Below are 23,011 nucleotides of genomic sequence, written 5' to 3'. Positions count from 1 at the left end.
GGGGGTCCTTCTCTCTCGGGTGGGGGTCGTGGGGGTCGAGTGGTCTGGGGTCAGCGGGCGCCGACGGTGCCGACGACGGGGTTGTCCTGCGCGGTGAGCGCCTGGTCCTGCGCCGGCGCGCCGGCCTCCTCGCGGGCAGCCAGCCAGCGCTCGGCGTCGAGTGCGGCCGCGCAGCCGGACCCGGCGGCGGTGATCGCCTGACGGTACGTGTGGTCGACGAGGTCGCCCGCGGCGAAGACGCCGTCGAGGTTGGTGCGGGAGGAACGGCCCTCCGTCAGCACGTAGCCCTCGTCGTCGAGGCCGACGACGCCCCGGACGAGCTCGTTGCGCGGGTCGTGACCGATCGCGACGAAGAGCCCCGTGGCCTCGATCTCGCGCGTCTCGCCGGTCACCGTGTCGCGCAGGGTCAGCCCGGTGACCTTGTCGTCGCCGTGGATCTGGGCGACCTCGGAGTTCCACGCGAAGCGGATCTTGTCGTTGGCCTGGGCCCGATCGGCCATGATCTTGCTGGCCCGCAGCTCGTCGCGCCGGTGGACGATCGTCACCGAGCGGGCGAACTTCGTCAGGAAGGTCGCCTCCTCGACGGCGGAGTCGCCGCCGCCGACGACGACGATGTCCTGCTCACGGAAGAAGAACCCGTCGCAGGTCGCGCACCAGCTGACGCCGTGACCGGACAGACGCTTCTCGTCGGGCAGGCCGAGCTCGCGGTAGGCCGAGCCCATGGCGAGGATCACGGCGTGCGCGCGGTGGGTGTTGCCCTCGCCGTCGGTGACGACCTTGACCGGGCCCTCGAGCTCGACGGCGGTGACGTCGTCGGTGACGATCTCGGCACCGAAGCGCTCGGCCTGGGCGCGCATGTTGAGCATGAGGTCGGGCCCCATGATGCCCTCGGTGAAGCCCGGGAAGTTCTCCACGTCCGTGGTGTTCATGAGCGCGCCGCCGGCGGTGACCGAGCCCTCGAAGATCAGCGGCTCGAGGTTGGCCCGGGCGGCGTAGACGGCGGCGGTGTATCCAGCGGGGCCGGAACCGATGATGATCACATTGCGGATGTCGGTGCTGGCGTCGGCCACGGGTGCGTCCTTGGGGTCGGGTGTAGGCGGTCTGACGGTGTCAACGTCATCGTAGGTGCCGTCTGTTCCATGAGCGCGTGGCCACTGCGGCGTGGGACCGGCCACCCCGCTCGCTGCGGGACGAAGGGGGGAGCTCGCCCCAGTCCGACGGGGCCGGCAGGTCCGACGGGCCGGCAGGACGGCGTGCGCCCGGGTGGGGCACGCCGTCCGGCAGGTCACTTCGTGCTGGGGACCTCGACGCTGTCGGGCCAGATCGGCTCGCAGCCCGAGGTGACCGCCCAGGCCCGCGCGGGGCCGTCGGGCAGCGACTCGGCGACGAGCAGCAGCCCGTCCTTGCCCTCGAAGGTGCCGATGTCGATGACGACGGCCTGCATCTGGGGCTGACCCAGGCGGGCAAGGCAGTCGGCGGCCCCGGCAGCGGTGGTCATCGTGCCGAGCACCTCGTCGTCGCGCACCTTGGGCGCACCCGCCGGGTCCTCGAGCAGGGTCGCCGCCTCGGAGGCGAGCGACGAGCGGGTGTAGGCGGTGCCGGTCTCGGTGATGGCGAAGGCCGGGACCTCCTCGTCCGCGGTACCGCTGCTCGACGTGGCGCTCGACCCCTGCTCGGCTGCCCCGGATCGGGCCTGCGACGACGGGGCGGCGCCGGCGCCCGCGTCGGAGGCGGCGTCGTTGCCGCTGTTGCGCAGCATGCCGGTGCCGACGGCGAGGGCCACGACGGTGGCCGCGGCGGCGCCGAGCAGCCAGGGCGCGGCCGCGCGGCGTCGGCCGGATCCCCTGCTGGGGGTCGCCATGGTGCTCCAGAAGCCGGACGGCTCGTCGGCGTCGTCGATCTCATCCGCGTCGGCGGTGAGCTCGCCGCTGGCGCGGGCCGTCTGCTCGTCCTCGAGGCTGGCGCGGATGCGCTCGGCCAGGTCGTCGGGCATGGGCCCGCTCTCCTTGAGGCTCGCGAGCAGGTGACGCATCCCCGTGGGGTCCTTGTCCTCGGTCATGGTCACCTCCCTTCGTCTGCCTGGTGGCCTGTTGTGTCTGACGAGGCAGCGGCGTCGGAGGTTCCCCGCGCGTCGATCCCGGCGGCGGCAAGCGCCTTGCCGAGGGCCTCACGGCCGCGCGAGCAGCGCGACTTCACGGTGCCCGTCGGGATGCCGAGGACCTGCGCCGCCTCGGCGACCGGGACGCCGTGCATGTCGACGAGCACCAGCGCGACGCGTTGCTCGTCGGGCAGGCGGCGCATCGCCTCGTGGACGGCCAGGCGGGTGTCGACCCGGCCCGTGGCGTCGGGCGCAGGGGGCGCGGCCGCGACGACCTCGTCGGTGAGCTCGCTGGTGGGGCGCACACGTCGGGTCAGGTCGATGCAGGCGTTGACGACGATGCGGTGCAGCCACGTCGTGACGGCCGCGTCGCCGCGGTAGGAGCCGGCCCGGCGGAAGGCGGAGACGAAGGCATCCTGCACCGCCTCGGCCGCGAGCTCGCGGTCACCGCAGACCCCGACGGCCACGGCCCACATGCGGTCGCGGTGCCGGCGGTAGATCTCGCCGAAGGCCTCGGCGTCGCCCTCGACGTGCATGCGCATGAGCATCCGGTCGTCGATCTCGGCGAAGGGGGAGTCGCTCACGTCATCACCTCAGCGGACGGTGATCTCGCCGACGGCGGCCCGGTAGCGGCCGTCGTCACCCTGGGAGAGGGTGGTGAACCAGACGGTGACGTAGCGGCCGGTGACCTGGCCGCTCGGCGTGAGCTCGACCTCACCGGTGCGACCGTCGGTGCGCCCGATCTCGGTGCCCGAGTTGGTCGGCTGGTCGCCGGCGTAGACCGTGGCCTGCGCGGCGAGCGGCAGCTGGAGGGTCACCGAGCTGATGTCCTGGGCCTGGCCCAGGTCGACGGTGACGCCGACGCCCTGCTTGACCCCGCCGAAGCTCGGGTCCTCGTAGCCCTCGGTGGTCCAGATCGTGTCGGGGTCGCCGTCGTAGACGCGCGGGACCTCGGCGTTGTGCTCGACGCCGTCACCGGGGGCGGGGTCGTAGCCGGCGGCATTGGCGATGGCGAGGGGCTCGCCGCCGCCGGAGCCGCTGCCCGAGCCGGAGCCCGAGGGGCTCGCGGACTGGGAGGTCGCGACCGCCGTCGTCTCGTCGCCGCCGAGGATGCGCCCGAGGTCGGTCGCCGACCCGATGCGCGAGGTGCCGATGGTGCCGAAGAGGCAGGCCAGCGCGACGAGCCCGGCCATGAGCCCGAGGACGAGGTTGGCCTGGCGGCGGCTCGGCGGGGCGCCGGCCTCGGCGGGCAGGAGCGGAGCGGGGGCCTCGATCTCGGCCGTCGTCGGGGCGGAGCCCAGCGAGCTGCGGCTGCGCTGGTCGGCCCGGATCGCCTCGCGGCGGGCGCGGGCGTCGTGGAGCGCCTCCTTGGACCGGTCGCCAGCCGTGCGCGCGACCTTGCCCAGCCGGTCGCCGATGACCTTGCCCCCGGTGCCGACCGCACCGGCGGCAGCAGCTGCGGCGGCTGCGGCGGCGGCGGCGCCTCGCCGACCGTGCTCGTCGTCGGAGTCATCCTGCGGGCGGCGCACACGCCGCGTGCGCTCGTCGTGGGCACGTCGGCCGGCGGGCGTCTCGTCGCCCCGGGTGACGTGGGCGGTCACCCCGTCGCGGTGACGCAGTCGGATCTCGCGGGTCGCGTCGTCGTCCCCGCTGTCGAAGGGGGTCTCCCCGGCCTGCGCAGCGTGCGAGCGGGTGGTCGCCGCGTCGTCGGAGGAGCCGGACCGCGCAGCGGCACCGGCGAGCCCGGCAGCACCCGCGGCCGCTCCGGAGGCACCGGCCACGCCGAGCCCGGAGGAGCCGTCGTGCTCACCCGTGCGGTCGGCACCCGACACCACGTCGTGGTCATCGCTCATGGATCCGTCGCCCGCGACGCCGCCGACGGTGGGCACGACCTCGGTCGGTGCATCGGTGCCCGCCCGGGGGCTGGTGCGCACGGCGCCGGCCAGCGGGATGCGCGACCAGGGCGCGATCTGGGCGGCGTAGTCGCCGGGGGAGTCGGGGCCCTGACCCTCGCCGAGGGTCTCGCGGCAGATCGTGTCGAGGTCACCGGGGACCCCGACGGCGACGCGGGAGGGCGGCGGCGGACCGGACCTCTCGCGGGGGGCGCTCGGCAGCCCGCTCGGGCGCTCGAGCGGCCAGGTGGCGGTGAGGCCGGCGTAGGCGAGGGCGACGACACCGGTCGCGTCGTCGCGGTCGGCCTCCTCGCCCTCGGTCTCGACGCCGGCGAGGGCGGCGGCGGTCGCGAGACCGCGCACCTTGACCCGGCCGTCGCCCGTCAGGAGGACGAGGTCGGGGGTCAGTGCGAGGTGGTGCAGCCCGCGGGCGCGGGCGGCCTCGATGCCGGTGGCGACCTCACCGGTGATCCGGCGGACCTCCTCGGCGGGCAGGCCCTCGGTGCCGATGACCTCGGTGTAGGTGCTGGCATCACCGATGGCGTCCTCGGCGATGAAGGAGTGCTCCGCCTCGCTGCCGACGTCGAGGATGCGCACGAGCTGTGCGGCCTCGATGCCCGCGGCGCGGCGGGCAGCGTCGAGCGCGGCGGCGGTCGAATCGGCGTCGGCGGGCATGACGATGAGCGTCACGTCGCGGTCGAGCGTCGTGTCGCGAGCATTCCAGCGCTCGCCACCGGGGATCTCCTCGATCCTCGTCTCGACGGTGTAGCGACCGAGCTCCGTCCCCGGGTTCACCCCGTGCACGCTGCCCCTCTCGTCGGTGTAGGCCTGCCGCGCCATCCTAGGTCCCAGCGGCAGCGCATCCGCGCAGCCGACGTCCGGGGCGCGTCAGCCACGGCGCAGGCGGCGGGTCAGCGGGCCGAGCAGCTCGGAGACCTCTTCGACCCGCAGCCGCGCCGCGAGGGCCAGGGCGACGCCGAGCACGACGAGCCCGACGGCGGCCGTGACGACGACCGAGCCGAACCAGGTCTGCCCGTCGACGACGAGCAGCAGGGCGCGCAGCAGGCCCCAGCCGACGAGGCCGCCGACGGCGGTGGCCAGCCCGAGCCGGACGAGCTGCCGCACGACGCGCGAGAGGCCGAGCGAGCCGAGCCGGCCACGGAGCAGCCACAGGCCGAGGACGGCGGCGACGAGGTTGGACACGGTCTGGCCGAGGCCGACCCAGGTCGCGGCGTGCTCCGGCACGCCGAGGGACCCGACGAGGGTGAAGGTGAGCGCGACGCCCGTGACGACGAGCTGCAGGACGAAGGGGGTGCGCCCGTCCTCGTAGGCGTAGTAGGCGCGCTGCACGAGGAAGAACCAGCCGTAGGGCAGGAGACCGAGCATCATCGCGGCGAGCACGCCGACGGAGGCGTCCACCTGGTCGCGCGGGGTGCCCGGGAGCACGGCGGCAAGCAGGTAGGGCGCGACGAGCAGGATCGCGAGCGTGCCCGGCAGGAGGATCGTCGCGGGCAGGGTGAGGCCGCGCCGCAGGTCGGCGGTCACGGCCCGGGTGTCGTCGTCGTGGGCCGCGTGCGAGATGCGCGTGAAGAGGGCGGTGACGAGCGAGACGGTGATGATGCCGTGCGGGAGCATGAAGAGCAGGAAGGCGTTGGCATAGGCCGTCAGGCCGGCGCCCTCGACCCCGCGGGCCTCGGCGGCGTGCAGGGCGCCGGTGAGGACGCGAGAGTTGACGAGGTAGGCGGCCTGGCCGACGGCGACGGCGGCGAAGGCCCACATCGCCATGCGCGAGGCGCTGCCGAGCCCGCTGCCCCGCAGGCCCCACACGGGGCGGAAGCGCAGACCGGTCCCGCGCAGGGCCGGGACGAGGGCGAGGGCCTGCAGGGCGATCGAGAGGGTCGCCGTGCCGCCGAGGACCGCGACCATCGTCGGGGTCCACTCGCCGACCTCACCCTGCCGCGGCTGGTCCGTGATGACGAACCACAGCAGGCCGCCGATCGCGACGACGTTGGCCAGCGCCGGTGACCACATGAAGGCCCCGAAGCGGTGGTGGGCCGTGAGGATCTGCCCGAGGAGGGTGTAGAGCCCGTAGAAGAAGACCTGCGGCAGGCACAGGACGGCGAAGGCGGTCGCGAGCGTGCGGGCCTCCGGCGGCCAGCTGCTCGAGACGATGAGCGAGACGAGCAGCGGCGCCGCGAGCGTGAGCAGCAGGGTGATGACCGCGAGGGCGGCGGTCGACAGGGTGAGCAGCCGGTTGATGTAGGTCTGCCCGCCGTCGTGGTCGCGCATGGCGCGGGTGATCTGCGGGACGATCACGGCGTTGAGCACGCCACCCGCGATGAGCAGGTGGAAGATGTTGGGCAGCGTGTTGGCGGCATTCCACGCGTCGGCGGCGATGACCGTCAGGCCGACGACATAGGCCGTCAGGCTGTTGCGGGCGAAGCCGAGGACCCGGGAGAAGAGGGTGCCGGACGCCATGATGGCGCTCGACCGGCCGATGTCCGGTGCGCTCCGACCCGCGGCCGGTTCGCCGAGGTCCTCCTGCGGAGTGGCGGCCTCGCTCATGCGTCGTCCCCTCGGGGTCAGTGGTCTGTGTCGCCCTCGGGCGAGCTGCTCTCGGGCTGACCCTCGGACGAGCTGCCCTCGGGTGCGGCCGCGCGTGCGCGACGACCGCCCCGCACGGTACGCCACGTGCCTGCCGCGAGGAGGAGCACGGCCGCGCCACCGATGACCCAGTAGATCGAGTCGCCGGTCGGCCGCACCTTGACGTGCAGGGTCGCGGGCTCGGCGACGGCGTGGCCGCCCGGGGTCGTCACGGCGACGTTGACGGGCACCTGGCCGGCCGCGAGCGCCGTGGCCTGCACCGTGACCGTCTGCTGGCCGCCCGGGCCGATCGTCACCGGGTCGGGGTCGCCGTCGACGCGCAGCGAGTGGTTGCCGGGGGTGACGTGCACCCGCAGGTCCTCGAGCTGGACGTCGGTGTTGTTGGTGATGCTGATCTGCAGCCGCCCGCTGTCGGCGAAGAAGTTGACGTCGCCCGAGGAGACGACGAGGTCGTCGGCGTCGAGCGTGACAGCCTGCTCGACGTCGTCGTGCAGGCGCACGAAGCCGTAGCGGTCCTCGCGCCACCGGGTCGACGTCAGCTGCTGCAGGGAGGCCTGCATCCGCGAGCGCCACGCGGTCCCGTCGCGGCGGACGGCGGCGAAGGTCGCCATCGACCGGGAGTCGCGGACGATGCGGCGCGAGCGGTCCTGCGACAGGACCGCCGAAGGAGTCGCAGCGCCGGCGGTCACGTCGTCGATCTGGCCCGGGGTCCGCGCGGTGCGGGCCGGCTCGGCCGCGGCGGCGTCGTCGAGCACCGACGCGAGGTCGCCGCCCTCGAGCCAGGGGATGCGGTCGGTCGACGCGCGCAGCTGCTCGTAGGCCTCGACGGAGGGCGTGCTCGTGCGGTCGGGGACGACGACGATCGTGCGGGGGGTGCCCGGGCGCTCGCCGAGCACGGCCGCGGTCTCGGCGACGAGCTGCTGACGGGCCAGGGTGACGTCGTCGGCGCTCGACAGGCCCTCGACGAGGTCGGCGATCGGGCCGTCGCTGACGACGACGGGGCTCCCGGCCGTGGTCCGGTCTCCGCCGGTGGCGGTGAATCCCTCGGGGACCAGGCTCGTGCTGGGGACGAGCAGGGTGGGCTCGACCCCCGTCGGTCGCAGCTCGTGGAGGGCCTCGGCGCGCTCGCCGGTCGCCAGCCCGTCGGCGGGCCACAGCACGTCGCTGCGCGCCCCGAGCTCCTGGGCGACCCGGGTGCCGTCGGCGACCCGGGCCTTCACCAGTCGGGCGGCGTCCTTCGACTCGGCGCCCGCCGCGACGTCGGCATCGGCGTCCGGCAGGACGAGGGTGCGGGAGCCGACGAGCTGCTCTCGCAGGGACTCGGCGGCCCGGGTGCGCGTCTCCCGCTCGGCGGTGGCGATGTCCTCGCCGTCGGCGGGGACATCGAGCAGGGAGGGGTCGAGCACCCAGAACTCGTCGTCCGCGGGTTCCTCGGAGGTGAGGGCGGCGATCCGGGAGTCGCTCCCGACGGCCTCCTGCCACGCGCTGCTGCGGGCCTCGCGGCTCGTGCCCCACAGCCGGCGGTCGTCGGGGAGCAGCAGCGGCATGCCCCAGAGGATCTGCAGCGGCTCGTACTCCTTGGTCCGCTGCACGCCGACGAAGGTGTGCACCGCCGTCGCGTCGGTCTGCACGCTCACCCACGCGGCGCCGGCGGAGGACTGCGGCAGCAGGTCGTTGCCGTCGACCTCGAGCGTGAAGCTCGCCGAGCCGCCGGCGGCGACGTCGTCGAGCGTCGTCGCGGCCAGGGCGGTCCCGGAGACGGGGGCATCCCCCTTCGTCCAGTCGGCGATGTCGGACCGGCCGGTGCCCGCCTCCTGCGGGACCACGGCCACCCGGGGGCCGGAGAGGGTCGTGGAGCCGGTGTTGGCCACCGTGCCGCGCACCGTGGCGACACCGTCGCCCTCGACGACGGGGGTGATCGACGTGATCGTCACCCGCGAGTCACCGGGGTCCTCCGGTGCGAAGGGGGTGGCGGCGGCAGTGGTGGGACCAACGGCGACGGGGAGCACGACGAGCAGCGCGAGCAGCAGGCTCGCGACCGCGGCGCTCAGGCGTCGCCGGCGAGTCGCTGCCACGCCTCCCTCGCGATGCGGCGTTCGTTGGGGAAGGTCAGGTGCCGGTGCGCCTCGCGCAGCGGCAGCCAGGCGACGTCGACGGCCTCGTGGTCGGGGTCGTTGTCGATCGTCAGGTAGCCGCCGATGGCCTCGAGCAGGTAGTGGTGGACGAACTTGTGGATCCGCCGGTCGGGGGTGGCGAACCAGTAGTCGATGGTCCCGAGCTCGACGAGGACCCGGGCCTCGATGCCGGTCTCCTCGGCGACCTCGCGGGCGGCGGTCTCGACGAGCGTCTCCTCGCCCTCGATGTGGCCCTTGGGCAGGCACCACTCGAGGCGGCCGGCGCGGTTGCGGCGGGCGATGACCGCGATCCGGGCCTCCCCTTCGTGCACGTCGACGACGACCCCACCGGCGCTCCGCTCCTCGACCGCGGGCAGACGGCGCTGCGGTCCGGAGGCGTGGGCGGGGTGGGTCATGTGGTCACTGTAGCCATGCGACCTCGGGGCGCCTCCCGGGTGGCGAGGTGCGCCGGACGCGCGCTGCACGGTGGGACCGGCGTGACTACTGTCTGGTAGGTCCGTCAACGAGGACGGACGCGTCAAGGACGACGCACGACCTTCCCGGGAGCCACGATGAAGCCGACCCTCCGACGAGCCGCAGCCGCCGCGGGCGCCGCCCTGCTGACCAGCCTGACGATGGGGGTGGGTACGGCAGGCGCAGCCGAGCAGGAGGAGCCGGTCACCGGCCCCTACCAGCTGAACTTCAGCGGCTCGCTCCTCTACTCGCTCGCGCACCCCGACGCCCAGCCGCAGGGTGTCAACGACTGGGGGTGCGTTCCGCGAGCAGGTGAGAACCCGGTGGTCCTCGTCCACGGCACCTTCGCCAACCAGTACGACTCCTTCGCGCGGATGGCGCCCGAGCTGAAGTGGGCCGGCTACTGCGTCTACTCCTTCAACTACGGCACGGACGGTACGGACGCCGCAGCCCAGATCCCCGGCGTCTACGGCACGACCGGGCTCTCGGGCAACGGGGACGAGCTGGCCGCCTTCGCCGAGACCGTGCGCTCCCGCACCGGCTTCTCGAAGGTCGACATGGTCGGGTGGTCGCAGGGCGGGACGATCATCACCGACGTGCTCAAGAAGCACGGTGGCGGAGGGGTCGACGACGTCGTCACCCTGGCCGGCAGCCACCACGGCACGACCCTGTCGGGTCTGGGGACGATCGCCGAGGCCGTCGGGGCGACGGACCTCACCCGAGAGGGCCTGGGGCAGGCCGCCGTCGACCAGATGCAGGGGTCGGAGTACATCACCGCCCTCACCGCCGACGGCGACACCGTTCCCGGGGTCGACTACACCGTCATCGGGACGAAGTACGACGAGGTGGTCACCCCCTACCGCAGCACCTTCCTCACCGCCGGTCCGGGAGCCACGGTCCGCAACATCACCGTCCAGGACGGGTGCGCGATCGACCTGAGCGACCACCTGTCGATCACCCACAGCCCCCGGGTCATCGACATCACCAAGCGCGCGCTCAAGGCCGACGGGTCCGGGACGATCCGCTGCCTGCCCAACGCCCCGGTCCTGTGATGTCGGGTCGGGGGACGCAGCCCACGTAACCTTGGGCTCCATGTCCCCCGACCTGCCCCCGGAGATCCTGCGTGCGGCCGTGGCCCACCTGGCACCGGTCGTGCCGCTGCTCACCGACCTCGGCGAGCGATTTGCGAAGGGGGGTCACGAGCTGGCCCTCGTCGGCGGCCCCGTGCGTGACGCCTTCCTCGGTCGCGCCAGCGAGGACCTCGACCTGACGACCTCGGCGTCGCCCGACGAGACCGAGGCGATCCTCGCCGACTGGGGCGACGCGCACTGGGACATGGGGCGCGACTTCGGGACCATCGGCGCCCGGCACCGCGGCTACACCGTCGAGGTGACCACCTATCGGGCCGATGCCTACGACGGGACGACCCGCAAGCCGGTCGTCGCCTTCGGCGACAACCTCGAGGACGACCTCGTCCGGCGTGATTTCACCGTCAACGCCATGGCCCTGCGCCTGCCCGACCTCGCGCTCGTCGACCCGCACGGCGGCATGCTCGACCTCGCCGCCCAGCGGCTGCGCACGCCCTCCACGCCGGAGGTCTCCTTCTCCGACGACCCGCTCCGGATGATGCGGGCGGCGCGCTTCGTGGCCCAGCTGGGGCTCGTCCCCAGCCCCGAGGTGCTCGAGGCGATGACCGCCGCAGCCGGCACCCTCGAGATCGTCTCGGCCGAGCGCATCCGGGACGAGCTGGTCAAGCTCCTCCTCGCCGCCGACCCCGTGGCGGGCCTGCGCGTCCTCGTCGACACCGGCCTCGCCGAGCAGGTGCTGCCGGAGCTGCCCGCCCTTCGCCTCGAGATCGACGAGCACCACCGGCACAAGGACGTCTACGAGCACTCGCTCACCGTGCTCCAGCAGGCGATCGACCTGGAAGGGCCCGCCGCCGACGCCGACCACCCGGTGCCGCGCCCCGACCTCGTGCTGCGCCTGGCCGCGCTGCTCCACGACATCGGCAAGCCCCGCACGCGGCGCTTCGAGGAGGGGGGCGGTGTCTCCTTCCACCACCACGACGTCGTCGGGGCCAAGCTCACCGCCAAGCGGATGCGCGCGCTGCGCTTCGACAAGGAGACGACGAAGTCGGTCGCCCGCCTCGTCGAGCTGCACCTGCGCTTCCACGGCTACGGCGACGGGCAGTGGACCGACTCGGCGGTCCGCCGATATGTCACCGACGCCGGTCCGCTGCTGCAGCGGCTGCACCGGCTGACCCGGGCCGACTGCACGACCCGCAACCAGCGCAAGGCCGCCCGTCTGCGCCGCGCCTACGACGACCTCGAGCAGCGCATCGACGACCTCCTCGCGCAGGAGGAGCTGGACAAGGTGCGCCCCGAGCTCGACGGCCACCAGATCGCCGAGGTCCTCGGCATCGAGCCCGGGCCGGTCCTCGGCGAGGCCTACCGACACCTCCTGCAGGTGCGTCTCGACGAGGGTCCGATCGGTCCCGAGGCGGCCGCGGAGCGGCTCCGGGCGTGGTGGGCGGAGCGCTCCTGACGCGGGTGGGGAGTGCTCCCCATGTCGCTCCCCGCCCGGGACTCCTAGGTTGACCACCTGACCGCACTCGAAGGCCTCGTCGGCCACCGCCAGGGGAGAGAAGATGAACGTCCAGCAGGGCATGGACACCGCGCGCATCCGCGAGATCGCTGCGCAGCTCACGACCGAGGCCAACCGGCTCGACGACGTGCTGGAGCGGGGCAACTCCAGCGCCGGCCTCCTGCAGGGCAACTGGGAGGGGGACGACGGCCAGGCGCTGCTCGTGCGCTGGCGCACGACCGCGGTCAAGCAGCTGGGGGAGGCCACCGAGACCCTGCGCCAGGTCGCCCGGACGATGAAGGAGCAGGCGACCGACCAGGACACCACCTCCAAGGAGGTCGGCGGCGGTTCCGGCGGCGGCGGTGGCAATGGCGGCGGCAATGGCAACGGCGGGGGCAACGGCGGGGGCAACGGCAACGGCGGCGGCAAGGGTCAGGGCAAGGACGACGGCCCGATCAGCTACAAGCAGACCTTCGAGCGTCCGGGCAAGGACTCCGACCTCGTCAAGGTCAACAAGGACAAGGACGGCAACACCCACTACTACGACCCGGTGACGGGCAAGCGCTGGCAGGAGGCCGAGGACGGCAGCTGGAAGCGCGAGCAGGACCCCCGCTTCCGTCGCTCCTCCGAGACCGACGTCGACCAGACCAAGAGCGACAAGGGTTGGGAGACGACCCAGGAGTCGACCCGGGGCAAGGGCCCGCTCGGGACCAAGGAGTACGGCGAGTCCTGGTCGAAGGAGAAGTCCTTCGACGACGGTTCGCAGAAGGACGGCAAGAAGATCCTCGACGGGGTCCAGACCGACCCCCTGGTCGAGAAGAAGGCCTGGGACCAGAAGGGCGACGTCGAGGCCTGGCAGAAGGACTGGGGCGACGAGAAGACCGGTGCCAGCGTCAAGGCCCTCTCCGCCGAGTACGCCACCGAGGGCAAGGCCGGCTTCGACCTGAAGAAGGGTGCCTACGCCGAGGCCAATGCCGAGGCCGGTGCCTACGTCGGCAAGGTCGAGGGCCACTGGACCGGTGACCACGGCACCTCCGCGCAGGGGGAGGCCTTCGTCGGTGCGGAGGCCAAGGCGAGCGGTGAGGCCAACATCGGCCCGGGTGGGGCCAAGGTCGGCGTCAACGCCGAGGCTTTCGCCGGCGGCAAGGCCGAGGGCTCCGTCAGCCAGGACCTCGGCCCCGCCGAGGTCGGCGTCGGCGGCGAGGTGTCCTACGGCATCGGCGCCCACGCGTCGGCGGACGCCGAGGTCAGCATGGACAAGGTCGGCGTGAAGTTCGACGTGGGCGCGACCCTGGGCATCGGCGGCGGGCTCAAGGCCGACATCTCGGTCTCGCCGAAGGAAGTCATCAGCGACGTCGGCGACGCCGGCAAGAAGGCCTGGGACAAGGTCAGCTTCTGGGACTAGACGTCACACCCCCTTCGCACCAGATGGCAGGCTGGGCCCCAGTCCGCCGCCCCCATGACCACAGGAGAGCAGCATGACCACCATCAGCTACCCGAGCGACGTCGTCCCCGGCCCGCCGCCGATCACCCTCGACATGCCCGAGGGCTGGACCCAGGTGTGGGCGCCCGAGACGCTCATCGCGATCCGCGACGACGCCCAGGGTGTCGACCACTTCCTCGCCAATGTCGTCGTCCGCTTCTACCAGCGCCTCGGGTCCTTCGGCTCCGAGGAGATCCACGCGGAGCTGTCCGAGTACGTCGCCCAGCGACGTGACGGCGAGCTCGGCGCGCTCAAGCAGCAGGCCGTCAACGGCCGCGAGTGGCTCGGCTCCGACGTCGCCTTCGTCGACGACCAGGCCGGCACGATCGGCCAGGTGCACTGGTTCACCGGCCAGCGTCGCAACGACGTCATGGACGTCATCCAGGTGACCGGTTCCTATGCTGGCTCGCGACGAGAGCAGGACTACGCGACGATTGACGCGATCGTCGACACCATCCGCGTCAACCCCTGAGGATCCACTGCGCATGCCTGAGCTGAGCTACCCGAGCGAGGTCTTCCCCGGTCCCCCCGGAGTCACCATCGACGCCCCGGACACCTGGGCGCCCGTGCGGGTCGGCGGGACCCTGCTCGCCTGCCGCCGCATCGACAGCGACCACGGCTTCGCGCCCAATGTCGTCGTCCGCGGCTTCCAGCGGACGGGCGACTTCACGATGCGTGAGGCCCTGGCGGAGCTGCGGGCCTTCGTCGACGAGCAGCCCGAGGGCCATGTCGACGAGCCCTTCGAGCTCACCCTCGGCGAGGTCCCCTTCCTCGGCGTCAACGTGTCGTGGAGCGACCCGGACATCGGCACGATCGTCCAGATCCATCTCTTCGCGGGCTCGCGACGCGGTCGCATCGTCGACCTCGTCCAGGCGACAGGGTCGGTCGGCGGTGGTGACGCGCAGAGCGCCTACGCCGAGGTGCAGCAGGTGCTGCAGACGATCCGGGTCACCAAGTGAGTGCGGTGGCCGGTCCTGACGAGCTCCCCGGTCTCGTGCTCCACGTGGGCGCGGCGACCGACACGGGGCGCGTGCGGGACCACAACGAGGACTCGGCGCTCGCCGAGGGCGGGATCTTCGTCGTCGCCGACGGCATGGGCGGGCACGCGGCGGGCGAGGTCGCGAGCGGCATCGCCGTGGAGGCGATGCGCGAGCTCGTCACCCACCCCGAACTGACCGCCGAAGACGTCAGCCGCCAGCTCGTCGTCGCCAACCAGCGCATCCTCGACGCCGTCGAGGGCAACCCCGAGCAGCGCGGCATGGGCACGACGGCCACCGGCCTGGCGCTCGTCAGCGCCGGCGGGTCCGACCACTGGGCGGTCTTCAACGTCGGCGACTCCCGGGTCTACCGGTGGATCGACGGCGGGCTGAGCCAGGTGACCGTCGACCACTCCGAGGTGCAGGAGCTCGTGGACGCGGGCGTCATCACCGCCGAGGAGGCGCGGGTCCACCCCGCACGCAATGTCGTCACCCGCTCCCTCGGCACCGACTACGCCTACCAGTCCGACGTGTGGGTGCTGCCGCCCTACGCCGGCGAGCGCTTCATCATCTGCAGCGACGGCCTGACCAACGAGGTCCCCGACGAGCGGATGCGTGACATCCTGCAGGCGTGCCCCGACCCGCAGGTCGCGGCCGAGGAGCTCGTGCGTGCTGCCGTCGAGGCCGGTGGCCGCGACAATGTCACCGTCGTCGTCGTCAATCTCGACGGGGACGTCGGGGACGACCTCGCCGAGACCAGTCCGCGCCGTCCGGGGGACGACACGACGCCGCGGGACAGCTTCACCGAGGAGGAGTGAGCATGCAGACGAGGATCGAGGGCCACGAGGGCTGGGTCGAGGTCACCCGCGACGGGGTGTCCGTCCTGGCGAAGGGGGACGAGACCCTCGTCGAGCGCATCACCGCTGCCCTCGACGCCGCCGACGGCGACGACCTCGCCGATGTCGTCGTCGACGAGCTGAGCGCGGGCGGCGTGCGCCGCACGCCCGACTTCGCGCTCGTCGACCACGCGAGCGGTCGCGTCCTCGTCCGCGGCAGTGCCGTCGTGCGGCACACGGCCGCCGACGGCTCCAGCCGCGAGGTCACCGCACCCACCCGCGGCCCGTGGGCCGACGAGGACGTCGACACCGACGGTGAGGTCACGCTCGTCACGGGCGAGGCCGCCGCCGAGCCGGTCGCCGCCGTGGCCGGCCCCGAGACGGACAACCCCGAGACGGACGCGGCCGAGCGGGTTGCTGACTCCGGCGCCCCGGCGCCGGTCGTGGTTCCCGCGCCGGAGGCGGCAGCTCAGCAGGCCCCGGTGGCCGATGAGCGGACCGGCGCGGCCGAGACCGACGCCGAGCAGGTCGAGGAGACCAGCCCCGAGGCGCCGGCTGACGACGAGCCGGTGGGCATCGAGCCCGCCGAGGCCGAGCAGCAGATCGACGGCGAGCAGGTCGACGAGCCGAGCCCCGAGACGCCGGTCGACGACGCCCCCTTCGCTCCTGACGAGGCTCCGCAGGCCCCGGCCGAGTCGGACGAGACGCCCGATCCCGAGGCGGCCGTAGAGACGCCGGGTGCGCCGAACGAGGTCCCGGCTGCGTCCGCAACCCCGGCCAGCCCCGGGCAGCCGGCGGACCAGCCGGCAGGCTGGGCGATGCCCTCCGTCTTCGGCGGAGGCCAGCCGAGCGACGGGTCGAGTGACAGGCCGAGCGAGCAGCAGCGCCCCCAGCTGTCCGTCGTGCCCGACCCAGTCGCCGCCGCGCAGCAGCGTGAGCAGGGCGAGGAGCCCACACCCGTCGACGAGGGTGCGGTCATCGAGACCCCGGCGCCGGAGGGACGGTCGATCGGCGCCGGCGAGGCGACCCCCGTCGCCGACCTGACGGACGAGCCCGTGGCCGACGCCGCACCCGCGGCCGGCATGCCGGACGGCGCCGCCCAGGGCGCGACAGCCCCGGCCGCCGTCGGCGGCGCGAGCGGCGACGACGAGGAGCTGCCGAGCTTCGACTTCCTCTTCGGCACCACCCACAGCCACCGCAGCTCCCTGCTGGCCGGCATGGAGGAGGACGAGGCGCAGGCCGAGGCCATCGACTCCGGTCCGGTCGCCGCGGCCGGCGGCTTCCAGCCCCAGGACAACCCCGCCAACGCGACCCTCGCCCCGCCGAGCGAGGACGAGGAGATCGACCGCCCCGCGGGCCCGCGCGGGCCGACCATCGGAGCGCTTCCCGGTGGGCTGCCGCCCATGCCGGGCAGCGCCCCGGCCCGGGAGGACTCGCCGGCCGGCGCACCCGGCCAGGAGGACTCGCCCGCCGACGCGGCAGGGGGAGCTCCCGCCGGCGACCCCGGCCACTTCGTCTCCGGCGCCGTCACGGGCGGGTCGCCGGAGCAGGGCCTCGCCGCCACTCCCGCCGCTGCCTCCCCCGACAGCTCCGCCGAGTCCGCACGACCGGACGACGCCGAGCCGGCACCGTCGGAAGAGCGTCCGGCGGTCTTCGGTGCCATGACCGGCCGCGAGCCGGGTCCGGCGCCGTCGACGCATCCGTCGGCCCCCTCCTTCGGCGTGCAGTCCGCTCGTGACGACGCACCCGGCCACGAGCCGGGTGGCAACGTGCGCCCGCTCTTCCGCGACGGCCACCTCGTGGGCAGCCGCGTGCCGCAGGCCGGTGGCTCGGCCGACGAGGCCAGCCCCGCGCAGCCCGTCGGGGGCGCCCCCGCGCCCCACGGCGCGGCAGCCGCCCCCGCACCTGCCGCTGGCGGTGCCGCCGGGGCGTCCTCCGCCCCCGCCGCGGGCCCGGCCGACCACGCGGCGGGAGGGGAGCCCCCTTCGTCCTCGGGTGAGGGGGTCATCTCCTCCGTGCCCTGGGGGGACGGCGGCACCGGCTCCATGCCCGGTGGCGTGCCGGCCATGCCCGGCCTCCCCGGGAGCATGCCCGGCCTGCCGACGCCCGACCTCGGTCCCGCCCAGCCGGCCCAGCAGGTCGCCCCGGCGGTCGACGCCGACACCGGCGACATCCCGACCGGTCCGATGGTCCTGGCGGTGCGCTGCTCGCGCGGTCACCACAACGCGCCCCACGCGACCCGCTGCCGGGTCTGCGGCCAGGACCTGCCGAGCCAGCAGCCCGAGCAGACGCCGCGGCCGGCGCTCGGCCAGCTGCGGCTCTCGACCGGTGACGTCGTCACCCTCGACCGGGGCGTGCTCATCGGTCGTGCGCCGCGCGCGGCCGCCGAGGCCAGCGGGGCACGTGCCCCGCACCTCGTGCGCATCTCCAGCCCCGACAACGAGATCTCCCGCAACCACGTCGAGATCGTTCTCGACGGCTGGCACGTCCTCGTGCGCGACCTCGGCTCGACCAACGGCACCACGGTCGCGCTGCCCGGGTCCTCGCCGGTGCGCGTGCGCCCCGGTGACCAGCAGACGATCGAGCCGGGGACGACGATCACGCTCGCCGACCAGGTGTCGATGGTCTTCGAGGTCACGGGATGATGCCTGAGTGAGCAGCGCCCTCCCACCGGACCTGCCCGGGCTCGACTACGTCCAGCCGCTGGGGTCGGGCGGCTATGCCGACGTCTTCCTCTACGAGCAGCAGATGCCGCGGATGAAGGTCGCGGTCAAGGTCCTCAAGACCGAGGGCCTGACGCAGGCCATCAAGCAGCAGTTCATCGACGAGGCCAACACCATGGCCCAGCTCGCCGACCACCCCTACATCGTCCAGGTCTTCCGCTCCGACACGAGCGACGACGGGCGGCCGTACCTCATCATGAAGTACTACCCGCCGCCCAACCTGGCGCAGCGGGCCCGGGCGGCACGGTTCTCCGTCGAGGAGGTGCTGCGCACCGGCATCCAGCTCTCGAGCGCCGTCGAGACCGCCCACCGGGCCGGCGTCATCCACCGCGACATCAAGCCGGCCAACGTCCTCGTCAGCCAGTACGGCTCGCCGGGACTGACGGACTTCGGCATCGCCGGGCGCGGTGGTGCCCTCGAGGAGCTCGACGACGACATCGGCGTCTCCATCCCGTGGGCCCCGCCGGAGGTGCTCTTCGGCCAGAGCAACGGCGACGCCCGCGCGGACGTCTACTCCCTCGCCGCCACCCTGTGGCAGCTGCTCGTGGGGCGCTCTCCCTTCGAGGTGCCGGGCGGTGACAACTCCGCCTATGCGCTCATGCCGCGCATCCGCTCCAACCCGCCGCCGACGACCGGCCGCGCCGACGTGCCCCAGTCGCTGGAGCGGCTGCTCGCCCAGGCGATGAGCAAGAACCCGCTCGCGCGGCCCGCGAGCGCCATCGAGTTCGCCCGCAGCCTGCAGGCCATCGAGCAGGACGAGCGCTTCTCGCGCACGGCGATCGTCGTCCTCGACGAGCTCGGCCACAGCGCCGACTCGGGCCCGACACCCGGGGACTCCCCGGACCGCACGCAGCTGCGGGCCAACTCCGGCTCCGAGCCGCGACCGGTCCCCGGCATGCCACCCCCGCCGCTCGGTCAGCCGGTCATCGGCGGTCAGCTGAGCGGTGGCCGCTCCATCGGCGCGACCGGCGCGGTCCCGATCGCGCAGGGCGTCTCCCGTCGCACCGACGGACCGCCCCCGCCGGTGACCTCCGGTGCTCCGCCGTCCCAGCGTCGCCCCGGGCCCTCCGGCGGGGTAACCGGCGCACCCTCGGGCCAGCCCGCCGCGCCCGGCTCCGGCCCCCCGACCTCCTCGGGTCCGATCCCGCACGCCTCGGGGCCGCGACCCGTCACGTCCTCCGGTCCACGGCCGGCTCCAGATGCCGGCCGGCGCCGGATGCTCCCGATCGCCGCCGGCGTCGCGGCCCTGCTCGTCGTCGTCGGCATCGTCGCCGGCGTGATCGCGCTCAACGGCCGCGGCGGCGGGGAGGCGAGCTCGAGCAGCTCCTCCTCGGCGTCCGGTGGCGCCGCCTTCGGCGGCAGCGTCCCGACCTTCGAGATGAAGCAGGAGGGGTCGAAGGCCGTCATCACGATGAAGGTCGACGGCTTCCAGGACGGTGACAGCTACTTCGTGCGGGCGGGGCCGGGAGATGCCGACCTCTCCCGGATCACGGCGTCCGGCGTCGGCAACATCACCGACGGCACGGGCACCTTCAGCCAGGAGTTCGGCACCTCGGACCGGGTCTGCAGCCAGGTCCAGGCGCGTCGCGGCACCGACGCGTCGCCGTGGACCGAGATCAAGTGCCTGGACAAGTCGTGACGACCCCGACCGTGCCCCCGCAGGGTCAGCCGGCGCCGCCCGAGCCCCCGTCGAAGGGGATCGAGGTGGGCCTGATCCCCTTCGTGGCCGGGATCGTGGGCCTCGTCGTCGCGGCAGCCGTCCTCGCCCTCGTCCTGTGGGTCACCCGCGAGGATGCGCAGCCGCCTGCGCCCACGTACACCGACGCGACGCAGCCCAGCGGCGCGCTCGCGGACTCCCCGACCCTCGAGGTCACCGTCCACGACGAGGTGCTGCGCTGGGAGATGACGTACCCGGACCTGCGCACCGGTGACCGCTTCCGCATACGGACCGGTCTCGACGAGGACCAGGTGTCCGGTGAGCCGGTCACGCTCCTGCCGGGGGAGACGGTCTACGAGCAGACGCTCGCCCCCGGACAGCGACAGTGTGGGATGGTGCAGGTCGTCCGGGGTGGGCAGGTCTCCGGGTGGTCGACGGTCCAGTGCGAAGAGGTGGGTGGCTGATGAGCGACAGCGTGGTGACGGTGGACTTCTGCGGTGAGCTGCACGAGGCACCGCGGGAGGGCAGCCTGACGATCGGTCGGGAGGGCGACGTCGAGATCGACGACAACCCCTTCCTCCACCGGCACTTCCTCCAGATCACCCACGAGGGTGGCTGGTGGTGGCTGACCAACGTCGGCTCGACGCTCACCGCCACCGTCGCCGACAAGAAGGGCCTCTTCCAGGCCTGGCTCAACCCCGGCGCCCGCATCCCGCTCGCCTTCGAGCGGGTCACCGTGTGGTTCACCGCCGGGCCGACGACCTACGACTTCGACGTCCTCGTCGGCAACCCGAGCTTCACCTCGGTCGACCACGAGGTCCTCCTCCCGCAGCAGGGTGGCGAGACGACCGTCGGCCGGGTCGCCTTCACCCCGGACCAGAAGCTGCTCGTCGTCGTCCTGTGCGAGGACTTCCTGCGTCGTGACGGGGCCGGGCAGGGCACGATCCCCAGCTCCGCGGCGGCCGCAGAGCGCCTCGGCTGGAAGGTCACGAAGTTCAACCGCAAGCTCGACAACGTCTGCCAGAAGCTCGCCGATGCCGGCATCCGCGGCCTGCACGGCGGGCCGGGCAAGCTCGCGAGCAACCGCAAGTCGCGCCTCGTCGAGCACGCCCTGTCGACGCGCATGGTGACCGAGGACGACCTCGTCCTGCTCGAGGACCCCGAGAGCGCGGAGGGCTGAGCCCGGCATGACCGCTCAGGGGGAGCAGACCGCGGGCGCGCAGCGCCGCCCGCGACCGGTGTGGCTGCGGGTCGCCTCGGGTGGCGTCGTCGCGCTGCTCGTCGCCGTCGCCGCGATCTACGCCTGGCGCGCCGACGGGCAGCCGGTGCACGACGTCGCGCTCACCGACGGGGGCATCTGGGTCTCCGGCGGCCGCACCGGCTACTGGGGTCGGGTCAACACCGGCGCCCACGAGCTCGACCTCGTCGTCCAGGGCGCCGGGCGCTCCGGCAACGGCGAAGGGGTCGTGCGACCCGACGTGCTCCAGGACGGGCGGCAGGCGATCGGCGTCACCGCAGACCGCCAGCTCGTCGCCATCGACACCCGCACCGGCGAGCCGGTCCGGGACGACTCCGGCACCGTCGAGACGGTCCAGATGCCCGAGCCGCACTGGGCGACGGGCCAGGACTTCCAGAGGCCCGACCTCGTGGCCCTCGGCGGCGACACCCTCGCCTTCGTCGACCACGACACCGGGCGGATCGTCGGCACCCGGCTCGACCCCGAGGGCGGCAGCTCGATCGGCGAGCTCGCCGAGGTCGGACCCCTCGACACCGTCGGACCCCGGGCCTCGATCACCGTCGACGACGACGGCGACATCATGGCCGTCTCGGCGCAGAGCGGCCGGGTCGTCGAGATCCCGGCGAAGGGGGATGGCTTCGGCGCCCCGAAGCGCACCTCCCTCGAGTTCTCCGGCCGAGCCGCCGACATCACCGCGGTCGGCGACGCGTGGGTCGTCCTCGACCTCGAGACGGGCAAGGTCATGGCCGAGGGGCTGGAGCAGCCGCAGGCGCTGCCGGCGTCCAACGAGGAGGCCGGGCAGTCCCTCGTCGTGGCCACGCTGCAGCAGCCGGGGCCGGCGAGCCACGTCGTCGCCTACTCGACCGTCGAGAGCGCCGGCTTCATGCGGATCGACTCCGACAGCGACGGGGGCAACGAGGGTGAGATCCTCTCGGGCATCGACGAGGACAGCGGGGCCGGGGTCACCGGGGGCTCCCGATCGCGCTTCAACCGCATCTCACGCCCGGCGCTCAACGGCCCCTGCCTCTACGCGGCATGGGGCGAGGGCGGCACGATCCGCTGGGGTCGCACCTGCACCCAGGACAGGCGCCCGACCGTGGAGCTGCCCACCGAGGGCGAGCAGACCCGTCGCAACGGCGTCGCCGTGCGGCAGGCCCGTGGCCAGCTCGTGCTCAACGACCTCGACACCGGGCGGGTCTTCGACCTGAGCCTGCCCGACGACGTGCGCATCGACACCTGGCCCGGCGGCGCCCCCCGTGACGAGATCGAGCGCTACGAGCCGACACCCTGGGGTCGACCGACGACGTCGAGCCCCACCACCAGCCCCACGACCGCCACGAAGACCGGATGAGGAAGTAGGACGGATGAGCGTCACCCAGGAGCAGGCCAGCTGGTTCAGCCAGGCCTTCCAGCAGATGGTCGGCAACGTCGACCAGGTCGTCCTCGGCAAGCAGCACGTCGTGCGGCTGGCCCTCACTTGCCTGCTGTCCGAGGGGCACCTGCTCCTCGAGGACTACCCGGGCACCGGCAAGACCCAGCTCGCCCGGGCCATCGCGGGCACCGTGCAGGGGTCCTCGAGCCGCATCCAGTTCACCCCGGACCTGCTGCCGAGCGACGTCACCGGTGTGACGATCTACGACCAGCAGACCAAGCGCTTCGACTTCCACCGCGGCCCGGTCTTCGCGACGATCGTCCTCGCCGACGAGATCAACCGCGCCTCGCCCAAGACTCAGGCGGCCCTCCTCGAGGTCATGGAGGAGGGCAGGGTCACCGTCGACGGCACCACCCACGACGTCGGGCGTCCCTTCATGGTCGTCGCGACGCAGAACCCGATCGAGCAGGCCGGGACCTATCGACTGCCCGAGGCCCAGCTCGACCGCTTCCTCATGAAGACCTCGCTCGGCTACCCCGACCACGAGGCGACCGTCGCCGTCCTCGCCGAGGCGGGCCGGCGCGACCGCACCCGTGGGCTGCGCCCCGTCGTCACGGCGAAGGTCGTCGAGGACATGGCCGGTCTCGCCGACCAGGTCCACGTCGACCCGGCGATCCTCGCCTACGTCTCGCGCCTCGCCGAGGCCACGCGACGCCACCGCAACCTGCGCCTGGGGCTGTCGGTGCGCGGCTGCCTCGCCCTCGTGCGCTGCGCGAAGACCTGGGCGGCCAGCCAGGGCCGGACCCACGTCGTGCCCGACGACGTCAAGGTGCTCGCCGAGCCGGTGATGACCCACCGCCTGCTGCTCACCGCCGAGGCGGAGTTCGCCGGGGTGCGGACCACCGACGTCATCGGCCAGATCCTCGGCGAGGTCGCCCCGCCGACCGAGCGGGTGGCCTGA

General features: G+C 73.5%; 19 protein-coding genes. 12 read left to right on the top strand and 7 right to left on the bottom strand.

The features are described from left to right. Positions 1–50: 50 nt before the first annotated feature. The 7 genes from trxB to ACQBJO_RS17150 all read right to left on the bottom strand — a co-directional run bounded on the left by trxB (position 51) and on the right by ACQBJO_RS17150 (position 9,124). Positions 51–1,070 (bottom strand): thioredoxin-disulfide reductase, encoded by a 1,020-nt coding sequence (gene trxB / locus ACQBJO_RS17180; RefSeq protein WP_421007688.1) that lies wholly within the window; start codon positions 1,068–1,070, stop codon positions 51–53. Positions 1,071–1,285: 215 nt separating this feature from the next. Then, positions 1,286–2,059, bottom strand: coding sequence for a hypothetical protein (locus ACQBJO_RS17175; RefSeq protein WP_421007687.1), 774 nt, complete (start codon positions 2,057–2,059; stop codon positions 1,286–1,288). 2 nt (positions 2,060–2,061) lie between these two features. Further along, a complete protein-coding gene (gene sigM / locus ACQBJO_RS17170; protein ID WP_421007686.1) occupies positions 2,062–2,682 on the bottom strand; it encodes an RNA polymerase sigma factor SigM in 621 nt (206 codons plus the stop codon). Between the two features lie 9 nt (positions 2,683–2,691). Continuing rightward, the gene (locus tag ACQBJO_RS17165; RefSeq protein WP_421007685.1) at positions 2,692–4,785 is read right to left on the bottom strand and encodes a hypothetical protein; all 2,094 of its coding nucleotides are present in this window, start codon (positions 4,783–4,785) and stop codon (positions 2,692–2,694) included. 93 nt (positions 4,786–4,878) lie between these two features. Continuing rightward, positions 4,879–6,555 (bottom strand): murein biosynthesis integral membrane protein MurJ, encoded by a 1,677-nt coding sequence (murJ, locus tag ACQBJO_RS17160; protein WP_421007684.1) that lies wholly within the window; start codon positions 6,553–6,555, stop codon positions 4,879–4,881. A gap of 17 nt (positions 6,556–6,572) precedes the next feature. Further along, positions 6,573–8,669, bottom strand: coding sequence for a DUF6049 family protein (locus ACQBJO_RS17155; protein WP_255184846.1), 2,097 nt, complete (start codon positions 8,667–8,669; stop codon positions 6,573–6,575). After that, positions 8,642–9,124, bottom strand: a complete 483-nt coding sequence (locus tag ACQBJO_RS17150; protein ID WP_255184845.1) for an NUDIX hydrolase — start codon at positions 9,122–9,124, stop codon at positions 8,642–8,644. Before ACQBJO_RS17150 ends, ACQBJO_RS17155 begins: the two co-directional genes overlap by 28 nt. A gap of 156 nt (positions 9,125–9,280) precedes the next feature. Here ACQBJO_RS17150 and ACQBJO_RS17145 point away from each other — a divergent pair, with 156 nt between their 5' ends. The 12 genes from ACQBJO_RS17145 (at position 9,281) to ACQBJO_RS17090 (ending at position 23,011) form a co-directional block, all read left to right on the top strand. Then, positions 9,281–10,234, top strand: a complete 954-nt coding sequence (locus tag ACQBJO_RS17145) for an esterase/lipase family protein (RefSeq protein ID WP_421007683.1) — start codon at positions 9,281–9,283, stop codon at positions 10,232–10,234. Between the two features lie 40 nt (positions 10,235–10,274). Continuing rightward, positions 10,275–11,726, top strand: a complete 1,452-nt coding sequence (locus ACQBJO_RS17140) for a CCA tRNA nucleotidyltransferase (protein ID WP_255184843.1) — start codon at positions 10,275–10,277, stop codon at positions 11,724–11,726. A 103-nt stretch (positions 11,727–11,829) separates the two neighbouring features. Then, complete coding sequence (locus tag ACQBJO_RS17135) at positions 11,830–13,170, top strand: WXG100 family type VII secretion target (protein WP_421007682.1); 1,341 nt, start codon at positions 11,830–11,832, stop codon at positions 13,168–13,170. Between the two features lie 73 nt (positions 13,171–13,243). Then, positions 13,244–13,720: a hypothetical protein gene (locus ACQBJO_RS17130; protein ID WP_255184841.1), complete on the top strand. Its 477-nt coding sequence runs from the start codon at positions 13,244–13,246 to the stop codon at positions 13,718–13,720. Between the two features lie 13 nt (positions 13,721–13,733). Beyond that, entirely contained in the window at positions 13,734–14,207 is a 474-nt protein-coding gene (locus tag ACQBJO_RS17125) for a hypothetical protein (RefSeq protein WP_255184840.1), read from the top strand. A 5-nt stretch (positions 14,208–14,212) separates the two neighbouring features. Next, the gene (locus tag ACQBJO_RS17120; protein ID WP_255184839.1) at positions 14,213–15,043 is read left to right on the top strand and encodes a PP2C family protein-serine/threonine phosphatase; all 831 of its coding nucleotides are present in this window, start codon (positions 14,213–14,215) and stop codon (positions 15,041–15,043) included. 2 nt (positions 15,044–15,045) lie between these two features. Beyond that, positions 15,046–17,706, top strand: coding sequence for an FHA domain-containing protein (locus ACQBJO_RS17115; protein ID WP_421007681.1), 2,661 nt, complete (start codon positions 15,046–15,048; stop codon positions 17,704–17,706). 7 nt (positions 17,707–17,713) lie between these two features. After that, positions 17,714–19,423 carry a serine/threonine-protein kinase gene (locus tag ACQBJO_RS17110; protein ID WP_255184837.1) on the top strand — a complete coding sequence of 570 codons (1,710 nt, stop codon included), beginning with the start codon at positions 17,714–17,716 and terminating at the stop codon, positions 19,421–19,423. Continuing rightward, complete coding sequence (locus ACQBJO_RS17105) at positions 19,420–19,905, top strand: hypothetical protein (protein WP_421007680.1); 486 nt, start codon at positions 19,420–19,422, stop codon at positions 19,903–19,905. Before ACQBJO_RS17110 ends, ACQBJO_RS17105 begins: the two co-directional genes overlap by 4 nt. After that, the gene (locus ACQBJO_RS17100) at positions 19,905–20,621 is read left to right on the top strand and encodes a hypothetical protein (protein ID WP_255184835.1); all 717 of its coding nucleotides are present in this window, start codon (positions 19,905–19,907) and stop codon (positions 20,619–20,621) included. The genes ACQBJO_RS17105 and ACQBJO_RS17100 overlap by 1 nt, the downstream gene beginning before the upstream one ends. Before the next feature lie 7 nt (positions 20,622–20,628). Continuing rightward, on the top strand, positions 20,629–22,029 hold the full coding sequence (locus ACQBJO_RS17095) for a hypothetical protein (protein WP_421007679.1): 1,401 nt from the start codon (positions 20,629–20,631) through the stop codon (positions 22,027–22,029). A 13-nt stretch (positions 22,030–22,042) separates the two neighbouring features. After that, positions 22,043–23,011: an AAA family ATPase gene (locus ACQBJO_RS17090; protein ID WP_255184833.1), complete on the top strand. Its 969-nt coding sequence runs from the start codon at positions 22,043–22,045 to the stop codon at positions 23,009–23,011.

Source organism: Janibacter zhangyanbonis, assembly GCF_050507325.1.
GTDB lineage: Bacteria > Actinomycetota > Actinomycetes > Actinomycetales > Dermatophilaceae > Janibacter.
The sequence above is the reverse complement of the archived record's forward strand: the minus strand, read 5'-3'. Positions and strand labels throughout refer to the sequence as shown.